The sequence below is a fragment of the Pseudomonas sp. GR 6-02 genome (assembly GCF_001655615.1).
Lineage (GTDB): Bacteria > Pseudomonadota > Gammaproteobacteria > Pseudomonadales > Pseudomonadaceae > Aquipseudomonas.
Window position 1 is genome coordinate 3,585,994 of record NZ_CP011567.1, and the last position, 23,894, is coordinate 3,609,887.

At 60.5% G+C, this 23,894-nt stretch carries 15 protein-coding genes; 4 read left to right on the forward strand and 11 right to left on the reverse strand.

The window, feature by feature from the left end; translation table 11 throughout:
- Nucleotides 1–161: 161 nt before the first annotated feature.
- Genes PGR6_RS15695 through PGR6_RS15705 form a run of 3 tightly spaced genes read right to left on the reverse strand, consistent with a single transcriptional unit; the run spans nucleotide 162 to nucleotide 4,111 of the window.
- On the reverse strand, nucleotides 162–1,742 hold the full coding sequence (locus PGR6_RS15695) for an aldehyde dehydrogenase (NADP(+)) (RefSeq protein WP_064618206.1): 1,581 nt from the start codon (nucleotides 1,740–1,742) through the stop codon (nucleotides 162–164).
- Between the two features lie 10 nt (nucleotides 1,743–1,752).
- Entirely contained in the window at nucleotides 1,753–2,745 is a 993-nt protein-coding gene (gene araD1, locus PGR6_RS15700; RefSeq protein ID WP_018926175.1) for an AraD1 family protein, read from the reverse strand.
- Nucleotides 2,746–2,788: 43 nt separating this feature from the next.
- Nucleotides 2,789–4,111, reverse strand: coding sequence for an MFS transporter (locus tag PGR6_RS15705; protein WP_018926176.1), 1,323 nt, complete (start codon nucleotides 4,109–4,111; stop codon nucleotides 2,789–2,791).
- A 193-nt stretch (nucleotides 4,112–4,304) separates the two neighbouring features.
- Here PGR6_RS15705 and PGR6_RS15710 point away from each other — a divergent pair, with 193 nt between their 5' ends.
- The 3 genes from PGR6_RS15710 to PGR6_RS15720 all read left to right on the forward strand — a co-directional run bounded on the left by PGR6_RS15710 (nucleotide 4,305) and on the right by PGR6_RS15720 (nucleotide 11,743).
- Nucleotides 4,305–6,041 (forward strand): IlvD/Edd family dehydratase, encoded by a 1,737-nt coding sequence (locus PGR6_RS15710; protein ID WP_064618208.1) that lies wholly within the window; start codon nucleotides 4,305–4,307, stop codon nucleotides 6,039–6,041.
- 122 nt (nucleotides 6,042–6,163) lie between these two features.
- Nucleotides 6,164–6,883, forward strand: a complete 720-nt coding sequence (locus PGR6_RS15715) for a FadR/GntR family transcriptional regulator (protein ID WP_018926179.1) — start codon at nucleotides 6,164–6,166, stop codon at nucleotides 6,881–6,883.
- A gap of 144 nt (nucleotides 6,884–7,027) precedes the next feature.
- A complete protein-coding gene (locus tag PGR6_RS15720; protein WP_064618210.1) occupies nucleotides 7,028–11,743 on the forward strand; it encodes a dermonecrotic toxin domain-containing protein in 4,716 nt (1,571 codons plus the stop codon).
- 64 nt (nucleotides 11,744–11,807) lie between these two features.
- Here PGR6_RS15720 and PGR6_RS15725 read toward each other — a convergent pair whose 3' ends face one another.
- From PGR6_RS15725 to PGR6_RS15760, 8 genes are all read right to left on the reverse strand, one after another.
- Complete coding sequence (locus tag PGR6_RS15725) at nucleotides 11,808–14,192, reverse strand: efflux RND transporter permease subunit (protein ID WP_018929607.1); 2,385 nt, start codon at nucleotides 14,190–14,192, stop codon at nucleotides 11,808–11,810.
- Between the two features lie 28 nt (nucleotides 14,193–14,220).
- Nucleotides 14,221–15,288 (reverse strand): WD40/YVTN/BNR-like repeat-containing protein, encoded by a 1,068-nt coding sequence (locus PGR6_RS15730; protein ID WP_064618212.1) that lies wholly within the window; start codon nucleotides 15,286–15,288, stop codon nucleotides 14,221–14,223.
- A gap of 1,027 nt (nucleotides 15,289–16,315) precedes the next feature.
- Entirely contained in the window at nucleotides 16,316–18,973 is a 2,658-nt protein-coding gene (pepN, locus tag PGR6_RS15735) for an aminopeptidase N (protein WP_064618214.1), read from the reverse strand.
- A 10-nt stretch (nucleotides 18,974–18,983) separates the two neighbouring features.
- Nucleotides 18,984–19,814 (reverse strand): DUF2797 domain-containing protein, encoded by an 831-nt coding sequence (locus PGR6_RS15740; protein ID WP_018929611.1) that lies wholly within the window; start codon nucleotides 19,812–19,814, stop codon nucleotides 18,984–18,986.
- Nucleotides 19,811–20,071: a YeaC family protein gene (locus PGR6_RS15745; RefSeq protein WP_007937782.1), complete on the reverse strand. Its 261-nt coding sequence runs from the start codon at nucleotides 20,069–20,071 to the stop codon at nucleotides 19,811–19,813. Before PGR6_RS15745 ends, PGR6_RS15740 begins: the two co-directional genes overlap by 4 nt.
- A gap of 31 nt (nucleotides 20,072–20,102) precedes the next feature.
- On the reverse strand, nucleotides 20,103–20,972 hold the full coding sequence (locus PGR6_RS15750; protein WP_019648963.1) for a rhomboid family intramembrane serine protease: 870 nt from the start codon (nucleotides 20,970–20,972) through the stop codon (nucleotides 20,103–20,105).
- Complete coding sequence (locus PGR6_RS15755) at nucleotides 20,969–21,943, reverse strand: metallophosphoesterase (protein WP_172901237.1); 975 nt, start codon at nucleotides 21,941–21,943, stop codon at nucleotides 20,969–20,971. The genes PGR6_RS15750 and PGR6_RS15755 overlap by 4 nt, the downstream gene beginning before the upstream one ends.
- A complete protein-coding gene (locus tag PGR6_RS15760; RefSeq protein WP_007906781.1) occupies nucleotides 21,940–22,830 on the reverse strand; it encodes an NAD(+) kinase in 891 nt (296 codons plus the stop codon). Before PGR6_RS15760 ends, PGR6_RS15755 begins: the two co-directional genes overlap by 4 nt.
- A 112-nt stretch (nucleotides 22,831–22,942) precedes the next feature.
- On the opposite strand from PGR6_RS15760, the gene PGR6_RS15765 reads away from it, so the two are divergent.
- Nucleotides 22,943–23,893, forward strand: coding sequence for a DUF1853 family protein (locus tag PGR6_RS15765; RefSeq protein WP_064618216.1), 951 nt, complete (start codon nucleotides 22,943–22,945; stop codon nucleotides 23,891–23,893).
- Nucleotide 23,894: the final 1 nt, after the last annotated feature.

Consider the following 23,894-nt stretch of genomic DNA (forward strand, 5'->3'; position numbering starts at 1 on the left):
TCATCACACCGCAATGATCGTTCCCACGCTCCGCGTGGGAATGCCTCAACGGACGCTCTGCGTTCGGCTGTTGATGTGACGCGGAGCGTCACGGGCTGCATTCCCACGCAGAGCGTGGGAACGATCAGTTACAGCGGACCGAGCCAATCAGTTGTGGGCGGCTAGAGAGCATCACGCGATGGTTTGCCATCGACCAAACGTTGGATGCGCAAAGGATTGCCATTCTTCAACGCGTCCGGCAGCAGGCTATCGGGGTAGTTCTGGAAGCACACCGGGCGCAGGAAACGGTCGATGGCCAGGGTGCCCACCGAAGTGCCGCGCGCATCGGAAGTCGCTGGATACGGTCCGCCATGGACCATCGAATCGCAGACTTCCACACCGGTCGGATAACCGTTGAGCAAGATCCGCCCGACCTTCTGCTCCAACAAGGGCGTCAGCTCGCCGAAGCGTTCGAAGTCCGCCGGCTCACCGATAATCGTTGCCGTCAGTTGCCCGTGCAGGCCGTTCAGCGCAGCACTGAGTTGCGCCTGATCCGCCACTTCAACAAACACCGTGGTCGGGCCGAACACTTCCTCTTGCAGCACTTCATCGCCATCGAGCAACAGACTCACATCCGCCTTGAACAATTGCGGCTGCGCCTGATTGCCTTGTTGCGGATTACCGGCCAAGTGCTCGATTTTCGGATGCGAAAGAAGCTTGTGCAGGCCTTTGCCATAGCTGCTCAAGGTGCCGGCGTTGAGCATGGTTTGCGCCGGCTGATCGCCGATCAGCCCGGCCACCTGCTGCACGAACGCACTGAACTGCGGCGAACGAATGCCGATCACCAGCCCCGGATTGGTACAGAACTGCCCGCAGCCCTGCACCACTGAAGCCGTGAGGTCACGGGCGATGCTTTCAGCACGAGTATCCAGCGCCTGCGGTAACACGATCACCGGGTTGATGCTCGACATCTCGGCGAACACCGGAATCGGCTGCGGCCGTGCCGCGGCCATGTCGCACAGCGCCCGACCGCCTTTCAGTGAACCGGTAAAACCGACTGCCTGAATCGCCGGGTGCTTGACCAGTGCTTCCCCTACTCCACCGCCGTAGATCATGTTGAACACACCGGCCGGCATGGCGGTTTTTTCGGCAGCGCGGATCACCGCGTCAGCCACCAACTCTGCGGTTGCCATATGGCCGCTGTGGGCCTTGAACACCACCGGGCAGCCGGCGGCCAAGGCCGAAGCGGTGTCACCGCCAGCCGTGGAAAACGCCAACGGAAAGTTACTCGCGCCAAACACCGCCACCGGCCCCAGACCGATACGGTACTGACGCAGGTCCGGACGCGGCAGTGGCTGGCGTTCCGGCAGCGCCAGATCGATCCGCGCGCCATAGAAATCACCACGCCGCAGCACCTTGGCGAACAGACGCATCTGGCCGCTGGTGCGCCCACGCTCACCTTGAATCCGCGCCGCCGGCAACGCGGTTTCGCGGCAGACCACGGCCACGAACTCATCGCCAAGGGCGTCCAGTTCATCGGCAATCGTGTCCAGAAATTGCGCACGGCGCTCGGCGCTCAGGCTGCGATAGGCCGGGTAAGCGGCGGCAGCAGCCTTCGCGGCGGCGTCGACTTCTGCAGCGGTGGCTTGGTAGAAATCGTGGGGCAAGGCCTCGCCGGTGCTGGCATCGGCGCTCTGCAGTTTGACGGTGCCGGCAGCGCTGCGCTCACCGCCAATGTAGTTGTGACCAAGAATCCGGGTCATGGGTGTCTCCTTAAAGTGTGCCGACGGTGCCGGGTTCGAACGCTGCTTCAACCGGTGCGATGCCGTTGATCAAGGGTGCGCCGAACTCGGCCTGGCTGATCTCGAACACATCACCCGGCCGGGTACGGATGCCATCGGCGAAGGACAGGGTCGCGGTGCCAAAGAAGTGGATGTGCACGTCGCCGGGGCGCAGGAACTGGCTGTACTTGAAATGGTGATACTCGAGGTTTTCCAGGCTGTGGCACATGTTGGCTTCGCCACTGAGGAACTCGTTCTGCCACAGCACTTCGCCGTCGCGCAGGATGCGACTGGTGCCTGCCAGGTGTTGCGGCAGTTCGCCGACCCGAAGCTCCGGGCCATAGCTGCAACTGCGCAGTTTCGAATGGGCCAGGTAAAGGTAATTCTTGCGTTCCATCACGTGATCGGAGAACTCGTTACCCACCGCAAAACCGAGGCGATACGGTTTGCCGTCGTGGCCGATGACATAGAGGCCGCTGAGTTCGGGCTCTTCCCCGGCATCTTCAGCAAAGGGTGGTAGCGGGAAAGGCTTGCCCGGTCGCACGACGATGCTGCCATCGCCCTTGTAGAACCATTCCGGTTGCACGCCGGCCTGGCCGGCTGCAGGTTTACCGCCCTCCACACCCCACTTGAAGATGCGCATGGTGTCGGTCATCGCCGCTTCATCGCCGGCCTGCTGATGCATTTTGTCCCGAGCCGAGGCGCTGCCCAAATGGGTCAGGCCGGTGCCGCTGACCAGCATATGCGCCGGGTCCGGGTGATCCAGCGGCGGCAGGATGCGCAGCTTGGCCAGCAATTCGGCATAGTTGTGGCTGATGCCCAGCCCCAGGGTTTGAACCTGTCGCTCAAGAGTGGTGCCCGCCTCGATCGCCGCCAGCGCCAGATCCCGCACCGTGTGCGCATCCTGCACTTCACGCACCAGACCGTCTTCGACCACGCCGACGCGGCGTTCGCCATTACTCAATTCGAACTGAACTAAACGCATGAACCTTCTCCTGTTAATGCAAAACTTGTTGGCCAATCTCGCGTCAGGTACGGGTAGCACCGCGGGCACTTGCCGCGAACTGGTCGGCCGGCAGCACATGCTTGCGTTCCAGCAGGCGATACACCACGCCGGTCAGGACCAGACCGAACACCATCACGCAGGACAGGAAATACAGCCCCGACGCCAGGTTGCCGGTGTACTCCTTCAGCGCACCGATCACGAACGGGCCGATGTAGCCGCCGAGGTTGCCCACCGAATTGATCAACGCGATTCCTGCCGCCGCACTGGCGCCGGCGAAGAAGCGCCCCGGCAAGGTCCAGAACACCGCCGTGCAGGAAAACAGCGCGAACGCCACCAGGCACAGCGCCGCCAGTTGCAGCACCGGTACCGACAGCCAGGCGCTGAGGAACAGGCCGATGGCACCCAACACATACAGCACCGCCAGATGACCGTAGCGATCATTCAGGCGGTCGGAACTGCGCGGAATGATCAGCAAACCGATGATTCCGAAGATGTACGGCACCGATGACACGAACCCGGTCACCAGGTCCGTGCCACCGAACTGCTTGATCAGCGTCGGCAGCCACAAACCGAGGCCATAGATGCTCAAGGTCACCGGCAGATAGAACAGCGCCAGCAGCAACACCCGTTTGTCCTTCAGTGCATGCAACGGATTGCCGTGGCAGGTCTGGCCATACTCGGCGAGGTCTTTTTTCAGTTCCCCGGTCAGCCAGTCTTTCTCGGATTGATCCAGCCATTTCACTTGGTCCGGGCCGTCCGGCAAGTAGCGCAGCACCGGCCAGGTCAGCAGGATCGCTGGCGTACCGATGACGATGAACAGCCACTGCCAGCCGTGCAGGCCAAGCGTGCCGTCCATACCGAGCAAACCGCCGGACACCGGGCCGGTGATCATCATGGCGATGGGTTGGGAAAGGATGAACAGCCCGAGGATCTTGCCGCGATGGCGAATCGGGAACCATTGGGTGATGTAGTACAGCACGCCTGGAAAGAACCCGGCTTCGGCCGCGCCGAGCAGAAAACGCATCACATAGAAGCTGTTCGGGCCCTGGACGAACGCCATGCCGATGGTGATAGCGCCCCAGGTGACCATGATCCGCGCGAACCAGCGTCGGGCGCCGAAGCGGTCGAGCATCAGGTTGCTGGGGATCTCCAGCAGAAAGTAGCCAATGAAGAAAAGCCCGGCACCAAATCCGTAAGCCGCATCACCGATGCCGACGTCGGCGCCCATGTGCAGCTTGGCGAACCCCACGGCGGAGCGATCCACATAGGCGATCAGGTACAGCAGGATCAGGAAGGGAATCAGTTTCAACGTGATGCGACGGATAAGCCGCAATTCCTGGCTCATGAGTTCGGTCTCCGATTGTTGTTGTTATAGAACCTCGGGGGACGCCTCTCGCGGAAAACCATCAGGGCCATCCCTCCGTTGAAAACGACTATATAGTATTACTATTTAACCAACAACACTTCCAAACAGCCGAAATTGCGCTTATGTTACGCCACAGCTCGAACAATATAGTCATACAATAAGAGAACCGATCATGACTGATAAGAAACCCACCCTGCGCTCCGCCCAATGGTTTGGCACTGCCGACAAGAACGGCTTCATGTACCGCAGCTGGATGAAGAATCAGGGCATCGCCGACCATCAGTTCCACGGCAAGCCGATCATCGGCATTTGCAACACCTGGTCGGAACTGACCCCGTGCAACGCGCATTTCCGCCAGATCGCGGAGCACGTCAAACGCGGGGTGATCGAAGCCGGTGGCTTTCCTGTGGAATTCCCGGTGTTCTCCAACGGCGAATCGAACCTGCGCCCCACCGCCATGCTCACCCGTAACCTGGCGAGCATGGACGTCGAGGAAGCCATTCGCGGCAACCCGATCGATGGCGTGGTACTGCTCACCGGTTGCGACAAAACCACTCCGGCGCTGCTGATGGGCGCGGCTAGTTGCGACGTGCCGGCGATCGTCGTCACCGGTGGGCCGATGCTCAACGGCAAGCACAAGGGCCAGGACATCGGTTCGGGCACGGTGGTGTGGCAGCTCAGCGAACAGGTCAAGGCTGGCACGATCACCCTTGATGATTTCCTCGCGGCCGAGGGTGGCATGTCCCGTTCCGCCGGGACCTGCAACACCATGGGCACCGCCTCGACCATGGCTTGCATGGCCGAAGCGCTGGGCACGTCCCTGCCCCACAACGCGGCGATTCCGGCAGTCGATGCGCGCCGTTATGTGTTGGCGCACATGTCGGGTATGCGTGCGGTGGAGATGGTTCGCGAGGATTTGAAGCTGTCGAAAATCCTCACCAAGGAAGCCTTCGAAAACGCCATCCGGGTGAACGCTGCCATCGGCGGTTCGACCAACGCGGTGATCCACTTGAAAGCCATCGCCGGACGCATCGGTGTCGAACTGGACCTGGACGACTGGACCCGCATCGGTCGCGGCATGCCGACCATTGTCGACCTGCAACCGTCCGGGCGCTTCCTGATGGAAGAGTTCTACTACGCCGGTGGCTTGCCTGCGGTGCTGCGTCGCCTGGGCGAAGCCAACCTGATTCCGAACCCGAACGCCCTCACCGTCAACGGCAAAACCCTCGGTGAAAACACCAAGGACGCGCCGATCTACGGCCAGGACGAAGTGATCCGCACCCTCGACAACCCGATCCGCGCCGACGGCGGCATCTGCGTGTTGCGCGGCAACCTGGCGCCACTGGGTGCGGTGCTCAAGCCCTCTGCGGCGAGTGCCGAGCTGATGCAACATCGCGGGCGCGCGGTGGTGTTCGAGAATTTCGACATGTACAAGGCGCGGATCAACGATCCGGAACTGGACGTGGACGCCAACTCGATTCTGGTAATGAAAAACTGCGGGCCGAAGGGTTATCCGGGCATGGCCGAAGTCGGCAACATGGGCTTGCCGGCCAAGCTGCTGGCCCAGGGTGTGACGGATATGGTGCGGATTTCCGACGCACGCATGAGCGGCACGGCGTACGGTACCGTGGTGTTGCATGTGGCACCGGAAGCCGCCGCCGGCGGGCCTTTGGCGGCAGTGAAGGAAGGCGACTGGATCGAGCTCGATTGCGCCAGTGGACGTTTGCATCTGGACATTCCGGATGCCGAAATGGCCGCGCGCATGGCCGATCTGCAACCGCCACAACAGTTGCTGGTGGGCGGCTATCGCCAGCTGTACATCGACCATGTGCTGCAGGCGGATCAGGGCTGCGACTTCGACTTCCTCGTCGGTTGTCGTGGAGCCGAGGTGCCGCGTCACTCTCACTGACCCTCTGGATTCTGTAACCACAGCAGAACCTGTGGCGAGGGAGCTCCCTCGCCACAATGATTGTGCCCGCCACGCCTGCTATCATGCGCAGCACCCCATCGCACAGGACCGCGCCGTTCCCCATGGATTACCGCAAACCCTCCGACCGCAAAAGCATGCACTCGCGCATCGTCCAGGAATTGGGCATGCAGATTGTCTCGGGACGCTTCAAACCGGACGACAAACTGCCCGCCGAAGCCCTGTTGTGTGAGGAATACGCGGTCAGCCGGCCAGTCCTGCGCGAAGCGACCCGAGTGCTGGTTGCCAAGGGCCTCGTGTATTCCCGTCCGCGGGTCGGCACCGTGGTCAAGCCGCGCCGGGAGTGGCACATGCTCGACCCGGACGTGCTGCACTGGCTGATGCAAAGCAGCCCGCAGAATGAGTTCTTCAGCCTGCTGACCAGCGTGCGCAGCATCATTGAACCGGCCGCTGCAGCCCTGGCCGCGCAGTTCGCCACCGACGCAGACATCGCCTCCATCGGTGAAGCCTACCAACGCATGGAGTCAGCACCGACGCCTGAAGCCTTGTTGCAGCCGGACCTGGATTTCCACAGCCGCATCGCCGACGCGACCCACAACGACCTGCTGGCGAACCTGTGCAACATGTTGTCGGTGGCGATTGCCGAAGCCTTGAAACACTCCAACCAACGGCCGAACCTGCATGAACTGGCGTTGCCTCGGCATAAGGCGATTCTCACGGCTATCGAGAATCGCGATGCGCTGGGTGCGCGGCATGCGACGCTGGTGCAACTGGACGATGCGCGTAACGCGCTGAATGTGGTGCTCGGCACCGATCCCGCATAACCACCACAATTCCCCTGGGCTCATTGCCACCACGTAGTCATCCCTTAGATCATCGAATTGTCGGATCTGCGGTATCCCGTTACCGCACATCCATTCCGGCCTCGCCTTACTTTGCGTGACTCAACCCATGCAAAGGATTGCATCATGCCGATACCTGCATCCCCCCCTGCCACGGCGGACATGACCGATATAATCGCGCACGCCGTCAGCGCCCGCTTCAGCTCCCGCCCCACCCTGCGCTCGGAAACCGCTCGCCTGCTCAAGGACGGCGTACTGGAAAAGTACCCGCAACTGGACTTCGACCCTGAGCGAACCAAAATCGCGCAGCCGATTCCCAACGGGGCCTGGCGCCTCACGTTACTGCTGGACCTGGTACTGGATTATCTGGCCAGCGGCACACCTGTCGCTTTCAGCGAGCGGTTCGGTCGTGCCTGCTTTCTGACCAACCGTGCGCCCGCGCAACTGACTGTCGGCAAAACCACATCACGCCTGCCTGATCTCCAGGTGATTGCGGGGGTCATCCTTGAGCTGCCCGACTTGCTGCACATCGGGCTCCAGGAATCGCTGACCCTTTACTGGAACCAAAAGGACGAGGCCGGCGTCAGCCGCTGGCAATGGCTGGGAAACTTGCTGGCCGGCGTCCTGCAGACATCCGCGACCCGCCTGTCGAAAAGCAACCCGGTGCAGGCCGGGATTCTCGCGGAGCTGGCCAGCCACCCGGACAACCTGCAGCGTCTCCAGCAATCCTGGTCAAAAGGCCCCATACAAGCCTGCACCCTGCAAACCACCCTGACCAACGGTGACGTCTCCATTACGCTGCAGGCCTCCGAGCTCCTGGTGACTTGTGGTGAAACCCATTTGTTGTGCAGCGTGACCGGCAAAATCGAGCCCTTCTCTTCCCTGGAAGCTTTCGGCCTGGCTTGGGGCGCACGGTTTCAGCGGGCATACAAAGCCGATGTCATCACCTGGAAGCGGTTTGAGCCGGACGGCAACATCTTTGACATTCAGGCTGCCCTGCTCCTGAACCGGCAACTGGAAGATCTGGCTGCGCTCAAACTGCCCGCCAGCCAGGGCCTGGGCGAGTTGGCGAAACACGTTGATGCGATCACCGAAGTCGCCACGCTGTTCATCGACAGCCAACCGGACGAGGCCGTTTTTCAACCGATACAGGCGTCGATTCCCAGGTGGTTGCAAGCGGCGACACCCACTGACCGCATGGCCTATCGCAAGCACGTCCTGGCCATGGCCAGCGTCAAGCAACAGACCCAGGGGCGCACCTTCAACGATGGCATCGACGACCTTCGTACGTTTGCCCGAAAAGCCTTGCACAAGCAGATGCAGGAAGATTATCCGCTGGCGCCCGGTTATAACTCCGACGAGCTGGAACTGACTTTTCATGTACCCGTCGGTGACCTCGGCAGCGGCTACATCGAAACCGTCAAAATGACCCTGACCGAGCTGGCGATCAACAATCTCGCCACAAAACCCAAGGGCCGCATGACTGTCCGTCACACCGGAGACCAACTGATTCAGCAGTGGACTACCGACGCCTATCTGCTGGACCTGGTGAGCCGGGTCAATGTCGGCCAGCACTATCCCGAACTGATCGAAACCTTGCTGCTCGGCGAGACCGACGACGCACGGGAGCGGGAACGATTGTTCGCGCTGGAACTGTCGGTTCATCTCCCCCTGCTGGCCCTCGAACATTCGATCAAGGGTGAGCACGGGTTCACCCATCTGGGGTATCGCTATGTCGATGCGTTGATGAATCGCACCGCCGCCGAACGGGTCGTCAACGAACAAGCCGTGGTCATCCGGCCTCTGGCGTTCCAACGCAAGGACGGCGCCGACTGTGATGTGGCCGCCAACATGTTCATCATCGAGCCCAAAGACTTGCAGGCCAGTGCTCCGCATATCCTCTATCGCCCGTTGTACACCCCGTCACTGCAGCAATACGCCGCACGCAGCGACTTGCTCAAAGCGGTCGCGCAACAGGGCGCGCTGCAAACCAGCGTGCTGACCTGGCTCCCGGACCGCGCACGTCCGGTTTACGACAACAACGGTTTCAACGAACCGCATATCAACCACTTTCACATCGGCGACGAGTTCTCGCCGCCAGACAAGCCGAAACCGGCGATTCTGGCAGGCGACGAAGCTGCGGCCCAGTGGCTCAGTGCAGTGGAGGAAGGTCGATTGCCGGCCAGCCTGTTCGCCAGCAACGCCCGGGCGCTGGCCGATCTGGCTGACAGGCAATCGGTGTCCAATGCCGAAAGCCGTTGGGCGATCATCCTTGAGGGTGGCTGGCTGGTCTTTAACAACCTGGTACTGCCGCTGTTGCGCGGCCCGGCAATGCTGGTGGGCTGGATGCTGCAAATCACCCATAGCCTGATCAACGACCTGCCCGCACTGGACAGTGATGACCCAACTACCCGGAATCTGGCCTGGATCGATGTGCTCTTGAACATCGGCCTGCTCCTTTTGCATGTCGCACGAACTCAAGGTGAACGGCCTGCACTCGCGCCAGAGCGCATGGGCGAAGACGCTCCGGTGACCCTCGATCCGCTGCGCCGTCTGTTGCCACTGGACTTGCTGCATCCCGAGACAACCATCACTCAAGAAACACCCGGACTGCCCTCCGAACCGCCGGGCAGTGGCAATACGTTGCTGGATTTCAACCTGTCGACCGCTCGGGACTCGACCTCGGCGCGGCTGTTCAACAAGCTGCAGGCGGTCAAGGTTGCATGGCCCGCGTCTCTGCCAGAGCCTGTTGCAACCGGTCCGTTCAAGGGGCTGTACCGGATCGACAACAAATGGCACGTCACGGTCGCCGGCCTGCTGTTTCGCGTGAGTGTCGTGCCCGGTTTCGGTGAGGCCTACCTGGTGCATCCCGAGCATCCCGACCATCCGGGAATCAAGCTCAAAACCGATGGATACGGCCGGTGGACGCTGGATCAAGGGCTGAAACTGCTCGGCGGAGGACGTAACGCCAGGCGGGATGCCCTGCGCGAGAGCAAACAACAACGCATCAGCCTGCTGGAACTGAACCACCAGGAATTCTTGCAGCAACAGACGCAGGTGCAAAAACGCGTTGATATCGCGGAAAAGCTGATGGAGCTGAAAACAAACGACCCCGCCAGCAGCGAGCAGGATCGCACCACTTTTCGCCAACGGTTCGCAGACGAGCTGGACAAACAGAGCGAAACCTATGTCACGGCGCTTGCCGAAATCCGCGAAAAAAGCGCTCTGAGCAAATCCGATCCCGATCCAAACCTGCAGCGCAACTTGCTGGAGAATCTCATCAACAACGCGCGCAAACGTGTTGTCATCGCTGACCGGGAACGGGAAGCCACCAATCGAACTTACGCGGACTTGACCCGCGGTATCGAACACTTGCGCGAAGCAATCAAGGACAAGGGCAACGTCGTACTGGATCGATACTTCGAATTCATGCGCAGGACCTCCGAAGTCAACGAAACCATGATCAGGTTCTACGAAGAAACAGAGAGCCGACTTGCGGAGCTTAAACACCTGTCTCGCTTGGGCTTGGAGGACTGGAAACGGTTGACCGACAATCGCTCCGAGAATGAATTGACCGCTTTGCGAGTCAAATCCTACCAACTGAGCATCTTGCGTATTCTCAGCCTGAAGGAACTGGGTAGCGCCACCATGGCCCCACTCGAACGCGCACTCGATCCCCTGATGCTGCTGTCTCGCTCCCATTCCGAACTGCAAACTTCTCGCACTTATAACAATAGCGATCGGATCGCCGTTCTGGACAACCTGGTCGATCACTACCGCAAAGCACTGGATGGGCTTGAAAGTATCGGCATCTTCAATGCCGAAGAATTACAGCCGGCGGCCTTCAATCGCCTGCGAGAGATCATCGGTGAACTGCGCCTCGATGCCGAGCGACGTCTGGCCGATGACCTTCAAAATCTCCCGCAACCTTCGGTCTCCGAGCCCGGTCCGTCTTCACCCGGAGCCAGCAAGCCCCCGATCCAGCGCCCCTCTTCATGGGCCAGTCGCAAGCGGGTCATCAAAACCGCCAAGGGCACTCTGATCGGCGATATTCGCCCCCGCGTGGCTAACCAGGGCGGAGACATTGTTGATATCAACGGTCCACTCGAAGATGCACCACTGGCTTCGTTCCATGAACATGAACCGAATGTCTGGGTAGAAATGATCGAGGTCAGGCAGCCCGCACCCAAGGCCTCCGCGCACTCCTACGCACAGCTCAAAGGGGATGCCCGCAAGGCCATCGCCAATGTCGACAAGCAGGTAAGGAAAATCGAGGGTTACGCGCAACGCGCAAGCTCACCCAAGGAAATTGAAGAACAATTGCAACGCGAAGCACAAAAGCTGACCGGGTATGCCGAGGGTCTGGAACACCATGAGGCCCCCTCGCCAAACCGGGAACAAGATGCCTCGTTAATCCGCGATTTACGCGATCACGCGCGAGCCCTCGACAGTAAGGCATCGGAACTGCGCATCCGCATGACACTGGCCCAGCCCCCCAGCAGTGAGGGTGTGGAGTTTCTGTTACGGTGCAAGGAGGTTTACCCACGCATGATCGGTAATCGCGTACAACTGAAAACCGGACGTAAAGACTTCATGCAGGAGTACGTCCTGTTGAACAAAGACGATCAACCCTGGGGGTACGCGCATTTCCACTATGAGCGCTTCGATGATGCCAAGACGCAATATACCCAGGCCCATCTGAAAACCAGGGAACAACGCTTCGAAACCTACGAATCGGCGATGGCCAAGGCTACAGATCCGAAACAGAAAATCGATATCCACCGCGGGATCATCAGCAAGGAACTGGCCAACAGTGCATTCCTGACGCTACAACCACGCTGAGTGATTCGGTCCCCCATAAAAAAAGCCGCAACCTGAGTTGCGGCTTTTTGGGTCAGGCTGACGCCTAGTGAGCAAACAGCGAGTTGCCCTTCTGCCCCGCCAGTTTCTCTGGCTTGATCAGGAACCGCGCCAGCGCCGGCAGCAGCCACAACGCGCCAAACATGTTCCAGAGCAGCATGAAGGTCAGCATCAGGCCCATGTCGGCCTGGAACTTGATCGCCGAGAAGATCCAGGTGCACACGCCGATTGCCAGGCACAGACCGGTGAACAACACAGCTTTACCGGTGGACTTCAGCGTCTGGTAGTACGCCTCTTGCAGCGACAGGCCGGCACGCAGGAAGCTTTCCAGGCGACTGTAGATGTAGATCCCGTAATCCACGCCGATCCCCACCCCGAGTGCCACCACTGGCAAGGTCGCCACTTTCACACCGATGCCCATGAACGCCATCAGTGCGTTGCCGAGCACCGAGGTCAGCACCAGCGGCAGCACGATGCACAAGGTCGCCGCCCAGGAACGGAAGGTGATCATGCACATGGTCGCAACGCAGATGTACACCAGCACCAGAATCGTCAGTTCGGAACGCTTGATCACTTCGTTGGTGGCGGCCTCGATCCCGGCGTTACCGGCCGCGAGGAGGAATTCCAGGCCTTCCTTGTTGTTGTCCTTGGCGAAGTCCTGCACCGCATGAACCGCGCGATCCAGGGTTTCGGCCTTGTGATCGTTGAGGAACACCAGCACCGGCGCCAAAGAGCAATTGTTGTTGTACAGACCATCGGCACGGGCGATGGAGTTGTTCAGCACGTCCGGATTGCGCGACAGGGTTTCCCATTTCAGGTTGCCCTCGTTCATGCCCTTGATCATTTGCTTGGACACGGTCACCAGCGAGATCGCCGACTGCACGCCCTCGGTGTTCTGCATCTTCCACATCAGCTCGTCGATCGGTGCCATGGCTTCATAGCGCGAGCACCCTTCGGGCTTGGTCTTGACCATTACCACCAGCACGTCGGAACTGGTGGAATAGTTGTTGATGATGAAGCTGTTGTCCTTGTTGTAACGCGAGTCCGGACGCAGTTCCGGCGCACCCTGGTCGAGGTCGCCGATTTTCAGGTTCTGGCTGTACCAAAGGCCACCGCCAAAGGCGATCAGCGCCAGGAGAATGGAGACCGGTGCGACTTTCGGGCTGGCAAAGTTCGCCAGCAGGCGCCAGAAGGGATGCTCGCGGTGCGCGTCTTTCTTGCTGCGGTCGACGGCGCGTTTGCTGATACCCACGTAGGAAATAGCTACCGGCAGCAGGATCAGGTTGGTGAATACGATCACCGCCACGCCGATGGACGCGCCGATGGCCAGTTCACGAATCACGCCGATGTCGATGATCAACAGCGTGATAAAGCCCACCGCATCCGCGAGGATCGCGATCATCCCCGGGAGGAACAACTGACGGAATGTTCGCCGCGCCGCAGTCAGTGCGTTGTCCGCCTCGCTGGACTGCAAGGCGATACCGTTGATTTTCTGCACGCCGTGGGAAATCCCGATGGCGAAGATCAGGAACGGCACCAGCATCGAGTACGGATCCAGCCCGAAGCCGAAAAAGTGCATCAAGCCGAGCTGCCAGACCACCGCCACCAGCGTCGTACTCAGTACTGCCACGGTGCTGCGCATGCAGTTGGTGAACCAGTACAGCAGGATCAGGGTGATGACGAATGCAACGCCGAAGAACATCACCACCATGACCAGCCCATCGATCAGGTCGCCAACTTTCTTGGCGAACCCGACAATGTGGATCTTCACGTTAGGGTTCTGGGTTTCGAACTTGTTGCGGATCTTGTCTTCAAGTTCATGCGAGAACTTGCGGTAGTCCAGTGCCAGCAACTTGCCCTGGTCTTGCGGGTCCGGGTAGGACTCCAGCAGCGGGATGTCGACGATGCTCGACTTGAAGTCGTTGGCCACCAGCCGCCCGACTTGCCCGGACTTGAGCACGTTGTTGCGCAGTAGGTCGAGGCTCTGCTGGGAGCCGTTATAGCTCTGGGGAATCACTTCACCACCGGCGAAGCCCTCCTCCGTCACCTCGGTCCAGCGCACGCTCGGGCTCCACAGCGACTTGAGGCCGGAACGGTCGACGCCGGAGATGTAGAACACCTCGTCGTTGATCTGGCGCAGGGTCTCCATGTACTCCTTGGAGAAGATGTCGCCATCGGTGGCTTCAACGGAAATCCGTACGGTGTTGCCCAGGTTCGCCAGATCGTTGCGGTGCTCCATCATCTTTTCAATGAACGGATGCTCGAGCGGGATCATTTTTTCGAAACTGGTGGACGGCCGGATCAGCGTCGCCTGCCAGAACAGGAAAATACTGACCAGCAGGCAGATGACGATCACCGCCGGGCGGTTGTTGAAGATCAGGCGCTCAAGAAACGTCGCCTTGTCCTGATGAGGAGTGCTTAAGGATGTCATAGACCCGCCTTCTTATTATTTGCCCGGCTCATTTGGACGACCCGTTTGTGCCATTCTCTGCGCCCGTTGGCGAGGTGACGCGCACGCCGCCCTGGCCTGCCAGAATCAGATTACCGTTACCCGCCGCCGTGACCGATGAGACGGAAATGCGATCGGGACGGTTGAACACGCTGAAGGTTTCGCCGTCGTCGCTGCTGCGAATGACACTGCCACCATTGCCGACGATCACGATGGAACCGTCGTCGAGCAATGTGGCGCCGGACAGGCCGAATTCCAGCGCACCGCGTGCAGCCTTGAGTTCGACCTGATCCCACGTGGTGCCGAAATCCGTGGAGCGATAGAGATTGCCCCTCAAGCCGTAGACCAGCAGCGTGGCCGGTTGCGCGGTGCCGATGACGCCGAACAGCGAGCCCTCGTAGGGGCCTTCAAGCTTTTCCCAGGTCTGCCCTTCATCGGCGGAACGGAACATGCTGCCCTGCTCGCCGACGATGAAAATGCCGGAATCCTTGACTGCAGCTATGGCGTTGAGGTGGTACTGGTCTTCGTTGGCCAGGCGATCGCTGACGTCTTCCCAGTTTTTGCCACCGTCGGTGGTTTCCAGCAAGGCACCGTAGGCGCCCACGGCATAGCCGCTGTTGACGTCCTTGAACCAGACGTCGAGCAGCGGCGATTCGCGGCGCAGGTCTTCGAATTGCTTGGTCCAGGTGACACCGCCGTCTTCACTGGCGAGGATCTGCGCGTCATGGCCGACGGCCCAACCGTGCTTGTCATCGACAAAAAATACCGCTGTCAGCAGTTGCCGGGTCGGCACCTTGGCTTGGGTCCAGGTTGCGCCCTGGTCATCGGAATAAAGAATGTGCCCGCGATCGCCGACCGCCACCAGGCGTTTGCCGGCATGCACGACATCGAGCATCAGGCCTTTGCTGGCCTTGGCGGATTCAATGGAATAAACCACGTCGGTGGTCGGCGCGGCAGCGGCCAGCACAGGAGCCGACAACACGGCACAACCCAACAGCGAGAGCGCTGTAGCCAGCAACGCGAACCTGCGTAACGCCGGCGGGCGGCAAATACTCACACCCATGACAGGCTCACTCATAGACCTTCCCCCATTATTATTGTTAGGTCATTCAACCTTTCAGGGCGCCGTAAGGGGGTGCTCACCGGGACTGCCCTATTCCAGAGCATAGTCCTGAAACCCGCAATCCAGAGCCCCTTCGGAAGCTGGGCTTATCCTATCGGGGTTTGGAAAGGTCTGACAATCGACGCCACGTTATGTTTTGTTAACCGGGGGGATATGGGGTGTGGGTGAATGGGGAGGCATTCGGAGCGGTGATTGGAGTCTGGGGTCTGGGGTACATATCCGTTTCTGCGGTAACGGCGGCTATTGGTTCCGCTCTTACAGCGGGTCACTTTGGAAAAGCGCCAAAGTAACCAAAGCGCTTTTGCCCCTTTCGTTCGGTGCCTCGCCCAGGCTCGGCATGCCCTCGCTCCGGTCCTGCTCCGTGGGCCCGCCGCCATCGGCCATCCATGGCCGGGGGCGGCTAACCCGGCATCCATGCCGGGTTGCCCACTGCGCAGAACCTCCACTCGGCCTCTCGAGGGGGCGGTGCGTCAAAATCAAAAACAAGGCGGCCTACCGGCCGGCCTGATCTCAAGCGGACGCATTTCCCTGTAGGAGATGTCGAGCGAAGCGAGGCTGCGATCTTTTGATCTTGCATTTGCTTTGCTTTGGCTTTTGATCTTGATCTTGATCTACCCGCCCCTTCGGGAGGCTGAGCGCAGGTGTTCATCTGGGGATTGGCGCGCAGCGCCGTTCGACGCAGTCGAACCCATCGCATGTAGGTCGTAGCGAAGCAGACCGTAGGGCGATGCCCCCAGATGGATACCGGAGCGAAGGAACGCCGAGCCTCAGCGAGGGGCCGGACGCTTGGGGCGAGACCTTTTGGGTACTTTTGGGGCGTTTGCCAAAAGTGCCTCGCCGTAAGGGCGAAACCCTAAGTAGCCGTTACCGCAGAAATGGATATGTACTCCATCAAAAATCCCGGTCGGCTATCAGGCCGCCATCGCGAGCAAGCCCGCCCCCACAAGGTCCGAGTGAACACTTGAGAGAGCAGGCAACCAGATCAAGCCAGGCTTTTGCTGACCACTTCGTACACGTCGCTGGACAGCTGCCCCGAAGCGAGAATCCGCTCCAGTTCGCCTTTCATCAACGCCTGACGGGCGCTGTCGTACTTGCGCCAGCGGGTCAGCGGCGCCAGTTGGCGAGAAGCGATCTGCGGGTTAAAGCCGTTGAGCTCAATCACCAGATCCGCCAGGAACCGATACCCGGAACCATCCGCCGCGTGGAAGTTGATCAGGTTCTGTCCGGCAAACGCGCCGACCAGCGCGCGCACCTTGTTGGGGTTCTTGATGTTGAACGCCGGGTGTTGCATCAAGGCTTTGACCCGCGCCAGACCGCCTGGCAATACACTGCCGGCCTGAACGCTGAACCACTGATCCATGACCAGCGGATTGTCCTTGAAGTGCTCGGCGAAGCTCGCCAGTGCCTTGGCTTTCTGCGTTTCGAACGGCGAATTCACCAACACGGCCAACGCGGTCAGGCGCTCGGTCATGTTGTCGCAGCTGTCGAACTGCTCAAGGGTTGCCGCCAATACTTCTGGCTTGTCGCTGAGCATCAGGTAGGACAACGCAATGTTCTGCAGTGCGCGGCGGGCGAAGTGCTCGGCCTCGGCCACATACGGAGTCTTCTTCGACAGATCGCGATTGGCCTGATAACGCAGCCACAGCGCTTCGAACAGCGTGTCCGCCAGTTGCTTGCGCGCAAATTCGCGAGCGGTGTGGATCGCTTCCACATCAGCCACTTCGCTGATTTCGGTCAGGTATGCCTCGCTTGGCAGCGAGAGCATTTCAGCGACCATCGCCTGATCCAGCGTCTCGTCGGACAGCACGGTACGCAGGGCTGCAACCAGACGCTGATCCAGCACCAGCGCTTCACCCTTCTGCTGCTGGGCGATCAACTCTTGCAGCACCTGCACCGACAACTGCTGGCCGGCATCCCAACGGTTGAAACCGTCGCTGTCATGCTGCATCAGGAACATCAGTTGATCGCGGTCGTACGGGAAGCTCAGTTTCACCGGCGCCGAGAAGCCGCGCAGCAACGACGGCAGTGGTTTTTCAGCAATGTCGACGAAGGTGAAGGTCTGCTCGGCTTCAGTCACCGAGATCACCCGCGAAGTGCCTTGAGCACTGGCTTCACCGGACAGACGCAATGCAATTGCCGCGCCTTTCGAATCAAGCAGACCCAGCTCCACCGGAATCACGAACGGCAGCTTCTCAACCTTGTCCGGGGTTTCCGGGCAGCTCTGGCGGAAGGTCAGGCTGTAGGTTTTCGCCGTGGCGTCGTAGGACTCGCTCACCGCCAGACGCGGTGTGCCGGCCTGGCTGTACCAGCGCTTGAACTGGGTCAGGTCGACGCCATTGGCATCTTCCATGGCCTTGATGAAGTCGTCGCAGGTCACGGCCTGGCCGTCATGGCGTTCGAAGTACAGGTCGCTGCCTTTGCGGAAGCCATCGGCCCCGAGCAAGGTGTGGATCATGCCGACCACTTCCGAACCCTTTTCGTACACGGTCAGGGTGTAGAAGTTGGAAATCTCGATGAAGCTGTCCGGGCGTACGGCGTGAGCCATGGGGCCGGCGTCTTCGGCGAACTGGTGGGTGCGCAGGTATGCCACGTCCTGGATGCGCTTGACCGTGGCCGAGTTCATGTCGGCAGAGAACTCCGAATCGCGGAACACGGTGAAGCCTTCCTTGAGCGACAGCTGGAACCAGTCGCGGCAGGTCACGCGGTTGCCCGACCAGTTGTGGAAGTATTCGTGGGCGACGATCGCTTCGACCCGCTGGTGTGCGGCGTCGGTAGCGGTTTCGGCGCGGGCCAGCACGGCGCTGGAATTGAAGATGTTGAGGCCCTTGTTTTCCATGGCGCCCATGTTGAAGTCGTTGACCGCAACGATCATGAAGATGTCCAGGTCGTACTCGCGACCGTAGACTTCTTCGTCCCAACGCATGGACTTCTTCAGGCTGTTCATGGCGTGCTGGCACTTGTCGATGTTTTCTGGCTCGACATAAATGCGCAGCGCCACGGAGCGCTCGGTCATGGTGGTGAAAGTGTCTTCGACACACCACAAGTCACCGGCCACCAACGCGAACAGGTAGGCAGGCTTCTTGAATGGGTCTTCCCAGGTCGCCCAGTGGCGGCCGTCTTCGCCGGGACCGGAGGCAATCGGGTTGCCGTTGGACAGCAGCACCGGATAGCTGTGCTGCTCGGCGACCACCGTGGTGGTGAACGTGCTCATCACGTCCGGGCGGTCGAGGTAATAGGTGATCTTGCGGAAACCTTCGGCCTCGCACTGGGTGCAGAACATCGTGCCGGATTTGTACAGGCCTTCCAGGGCGGTGTTGGTTTCCGGGTGGATCCGGACGCTGGTGTCGACCGTGAAGCTTGTTGCGGTCGGGTGCAGGGTCAGATGGTTCTCGGTCAGTTGGTAGTCGGTGGCGCTCAGCTCCTGGTCGGCCAGGGTCACCGACAGCAGCTCGAGTTGCTGGCCGTCGAGCACCAATGGCGGCAGGCCCGGGCCACGCTCAGGGTTGCGGCGCATCACCAGTTGCGCATGGACCAGGCTGTGGTCCTCGAACAACTCGAAGGTCAGGTGCGTCTCGTCGATCAGGTACTCGGGCGCCTGATAGTCCTTCAGGTAAATCATCTTCGGTTGTTCGGTGCGCATGCTTGAGTCCTTACTGATGCACGGCGAGCTGGTAGGCCGTGTATTTACGAATATTGATCACGCCGGTGTCGAAAATCAGGTATTGACCCTTGATCCCCAACAGCGTGCCTTCGGCAATCGGGTTCTTGTCCAGGTTGAAGCTGACGATTTTGGCCGGGTACTGCTCGACCGGATAGCGGATTTCGAGCGGTTCGACATCGGTAATTGTCTGGATTGCTTGTAGGCCGAATCGTTCCTGCAAACTGTGCAAACCTTCGGCACAGCTTTCAAACAGCTGATCGCGAACCTGCGCCAGGTCCACCGACACCGCATCGCCCTTGAGCAAAGCACGCCAGTTGGTCTTGTCAGCGACTTGACTGCGGAACAGGTCTTCGACGAAGCCCGACTGCTGGCGGGTCGAGACGCGCACGATCGGCAAGGCCTGGCTGGCACCCTGATCGAGCCAACGGGTCGGCAGTTGGGTGGCGCGGGTAATGCCGACCTTGATCCCCGACGAATTGGCCAGGTAAACCACATGGTCGGTCATGCAGAACTTCTCGCCCCACTCAGGCTCCCGGCAAGTGCCGGCATCGTAGTGGCAACGCTCCGGGCTCATGATGCAGATGTCACACTGCGCCAGTTTGGTCATGCACGGGTAGCAGTAACCCTGGCTGAAACTGGTTTTGGTCTTGCGTCCGCAATGGGTGCAGTGGATCGCCCCCAGGTACTCCAGGCGCACCGTGGTGCCGATCAACGGATTGACCGGTACCTCGGCGTCGCCCAGACGAAAAGCGTACTGCACGTTCGGCCCGTCAAGGCGCGCCGACATTTTGCTGATTGCACCGCGGCCAATCTCGATCAATGGATGGCATCCGACTTGAACAGAATATTCGGCACTTCGATCGACTTCGACGCGCACTCCTGCGGGCCCATGTAACCGGTGCGCTGTTCTTCGGGCAGGTTCTGGATTTCCCAGGCGATCATCGCTTGCAGGGACAGTTCGCGCTGCTCGGCGGTGAGTTTGCCACCGTCGGACCATTTGCCGATTTCCACCGCCAGTTTCAGGCTCTGGTAGATATCCGGGGTAATGTTTTTGATCATTTCGTTAAAAGAGGACATCAAGGGCTCCGCGCTCTTCATTCATAACTGATTAGACGGCCAGTTTACGGCGGTTGTACAAACCGCCCAACAAACCGGTGAAGCATCCGATGAGTAACCCGCCGACGTGGGCCGCGTTGGCAATTTCGCCGAAACCGATCATCGAGACCAGCCCCGACAGGCACAACAACAGCCACACCAGCATCATCACCAACACCCCACGAGGCAGGCGATAAGCAGGGTTCGGCGACAACAACTGGAAGATCCAGCAATGCCCGAGCAGGCCGTACAGCACCCCGGACAACCCGCCAAACAGGGTCGGGCCGCTGAAAAAAAACTGGGCATAGTTGGATACCAGGCTGAACAGCAACGTCAGGCCGATCAGGTTGATGCTGCCCTGACGCGACTCGATGCGCCGCCCCAGCTCCCAATACCACATGCCGTTCATGGCCAGGTGCAGGATGCCGAAGTGGATCAGCATCGGCGTCACCAGACGCCACCACTGCCCCGCCGCCAGGCTGTCGGCCAGTGGCGTGAAATGGATGTATTCGCCGACCACGCGGAAATCGAGGAAGGTCAGCCAGCGCATCGTCTCGAGGTTTTCGCCCAGCAGCGTCACCACGCCGACGATCAGGCTCAGCAACAGCACGAACGCCGTGGCCTTGCTGTGGCGCAACTGCTCGACAAAACCCGGACGTTGCAGGGTCGGCGCCACCGGGATATCCAGTTGCTGATCGGGGTCGCCGGCCGGAAAGCGTTCGTACAACGAGCGCACGTCTTCGCTGATGCTGGCCGGTACCCACAGTACCTGCTCGCCCGCCTCTTCGCTGACCCGATGGGGCACTTGCATGCGCTGCAGCAGTTTGACGAACCCGCTCAAATCTACCGCCAGTGGTAGACGCAATACCGCCACCGCCGTCATTGCAACACCTCCGGCCGCTCGACATCGACCCAGACAAATTTATGCGGGTCGAGACGGGTTTCCTGATCCAGACGATAAGCGACCAGTTTGCCGTAGAGCACCGCGCTGTAATCCAGGCACGCCAGGTTCGGGCGGATCGGCGCCGGTTTGCCGCTGCGCCAGTAGTGGCCGACGAACAGCATCGGCTCATCGATGCCGTAGCGCAGCAAGTTGTCTTTTTCACTGGACGACAGCGGTGTGCGGGCCACCGGCTCGGGCAAGGCGTCGGGCTGGAACACGATGTCTCCGTAGGTTTGCGGGTCGTCTTCCCAGAATTTAGTGCGGAAAAACGAGCGCGTCAGGCCGTCGCCGCTGGTCATGGTCAAACCGTGGGGCAAGCGCATGTCGGTGCCGCGCAGCAGGCGATCGAACACGGTGCAGGCGAAACTGCCGGGCACTGCGGAGGCCTGGAGGAAATGCTCGTCGATGCAACCGTCGGGGAACAACCCGCGCAACGGCTCGATCAGGCTGGCATCCCAACAGGCATGCACCACGCGGAAACGCTCGGCATCGACGAACAATGGCAGCTTGTAGAACCATTGCAGGAAGTCGTGCCAATCCTGGGGATGATCTTCGAACTGGGTCAGGGTTTCCTGAAGCAGGCGGGCGTGGCGCGGGGTGTGCTCGCGCACGAACTGTTTGCCGCTGCCCGGCAGCGCCGGCGTGCTCCAACCGAGGGCGTTGAACTCATGGTTGCCCATGATGCACAGCGCCTGGCCGGCCTCGACCATGTCGTGGACGATGTGCAGCGCCTCGCGAATCCGCGGGCCGCGGTCGATGATATCGCCGAGGAACACCGCCATGCGCGACGGATGCCGCCAGACACCTGCCTGTTTGTGGTAACCGAGCCGGTCGAGCAAGTGCTCAAGGGTCAGAGCGCAACCGTGCACGTCACCGATCAGGTCGTAGCTACGCGCGGGATCGAGCATCAGTCGCCTCCACCACCCAACTTGCTGCCCCAGCCGAGCTTGGTCCGGCAGACTTCGTAGTAGTTGTGGTCGAGTGGGTGAATCAGCCGCAGCTTCTGCGCTTTCTTGCTGATGGTGATGGTGTCACCGGGCGCGCAGGTGAAGTGGTTCTGCCCATCACAGGAGACTTGCGGGTAAATCTGCATATCTTTGGACACGACGATTTTCAGCTCACTGTTGCCATCGACCACAATCGGCCTACCCGACAAGGTATGGGGGTACATCGGCACAATCACAATAGCGTCGAGCTTGGGATGCATGATCGGGCCGCCCGCAGACAGCGCGTAAGCGGTCGAACCGGTCGGCGTGGCAACGATCAGGCCGTCGGCCTTCTGGCTGCAGACGAACTGGCCGTCGATGTACAGCTCGAACTCGATCATTCGCGTCGACTTGCCGGGGTGCAGCACTACATCGTTCAGCGCATCGCCCTGGCCGATGGCCTCGGCGTGGCGCCGGACTTCGGCTTGCAACAGGAAGCGGTTTTCCACCAGGTAATGGCCGTCGAGCACTTCGGCGACTTTGACTTCCAGCTCATCGGGGCGAATATCGGTGAGGAATCCCAGGCTGCCACGGTTGATACCGAGCACCGGGATGTTGTGCCGGGCCAGCGCCCGGGCAGCGCCCAGCAGGCTGCCGTCACCACCGACCACAATCACCATGTCACAGACTTCACCGAGCATCTTGCGCGACGAAGTTTGCAGGCCATGGCCCGGCAGGACTTCGGCGATAGTGTCTTCGAGGATCACGTGCAGGTGACGATCGAGCAGAAACCGTTTCAGTCGGCGGACGGTATCCAGCACCTGAGAACTGCCCAGGCGACCGATGATGCCGATATTACGAAATTGCTCCATGAGGCCCCTAACGCGTGTGGCGGCGAAAAACACGATTATGGGCGAAAGCGCGGCGTAGACAAAACCCTTTCAGCCACAACGGTGTGCTCTAGTTTCGGGCTATGCTCGCAAGATGATCCTATTTCCAGACTTGCTCCAGTTACCTCACCAGTTGCGCCACCCTGAAGTGCGCGACCTGGCTTGGGTCATCCTCGCGCCGCCGATGCTCGACGCCACCCCGTGGCCGCAGCGTCATCCCCTGGCCGGCAGCGATTGGGTGCAGGCGCCGGAGCGCCTGGAACACTGGCTCAGGCATCTGGATCGTGACAGTTACGATTTGCTGCACTGGCTGGCCCAGGCCAGGACCCGGCGCCTGGGTTTGTACTACGAACGGCTGTGGCAGTACGCCGTGCGGCACGCGCCGGGGATCGAGCTGATCGCCGCCAACATGCCGATCCGTCGCGAAGGCCATACCCTCGGCGAGTTGGACATGCTGCTGCGCGATCGCGATGGTGTGCATCACCTGGAACTGGCGATCAAGCTCTATCTCGGCCCGCAGAACGGTGACGGCCGTGACACCGCGCAATGGCTTGGACCGGGTTGTCATGATCGGCTGGACCGCAAACTGGAACACCTGAGCCAGCATCAACTGCCGATTTCCGCACGGGCGGAAAGCCGTGAGGTGCTGGCGTCGCTGGATATCCAGCAGTTCAGCGCGCATCTATGGCTGGGCGGTTATCTGCTCTATCCGTGGCCGGGGCAGGCCGAACCACCCAGCGGTGCACATCCTCAGCATTTACGCGGTAGCTGGCTGCACCAGAAGGACTGGGCGGAGTTTGTCGTGCAGCGTCCGTTCGGTCGCTGGCAACCCCTGCCCCGCCATGCCTGGCTGGCGCCGGCGCACTATCCCGAGGAGCAGACCTGGAGCGCTGAACAGCTGAAGGCGTGGCTGAGTGATCTGGACCCGCTGGCACCGGCGCAATTGATGGTGCGGCTGACAGAGAATGCCAAAGGGGATTGGGAAGAGGCCGAGCGGCTGTTCCTGGTGTCCGATCTTTGGCCGAATGTGCCGGGCAGTGGTTGAG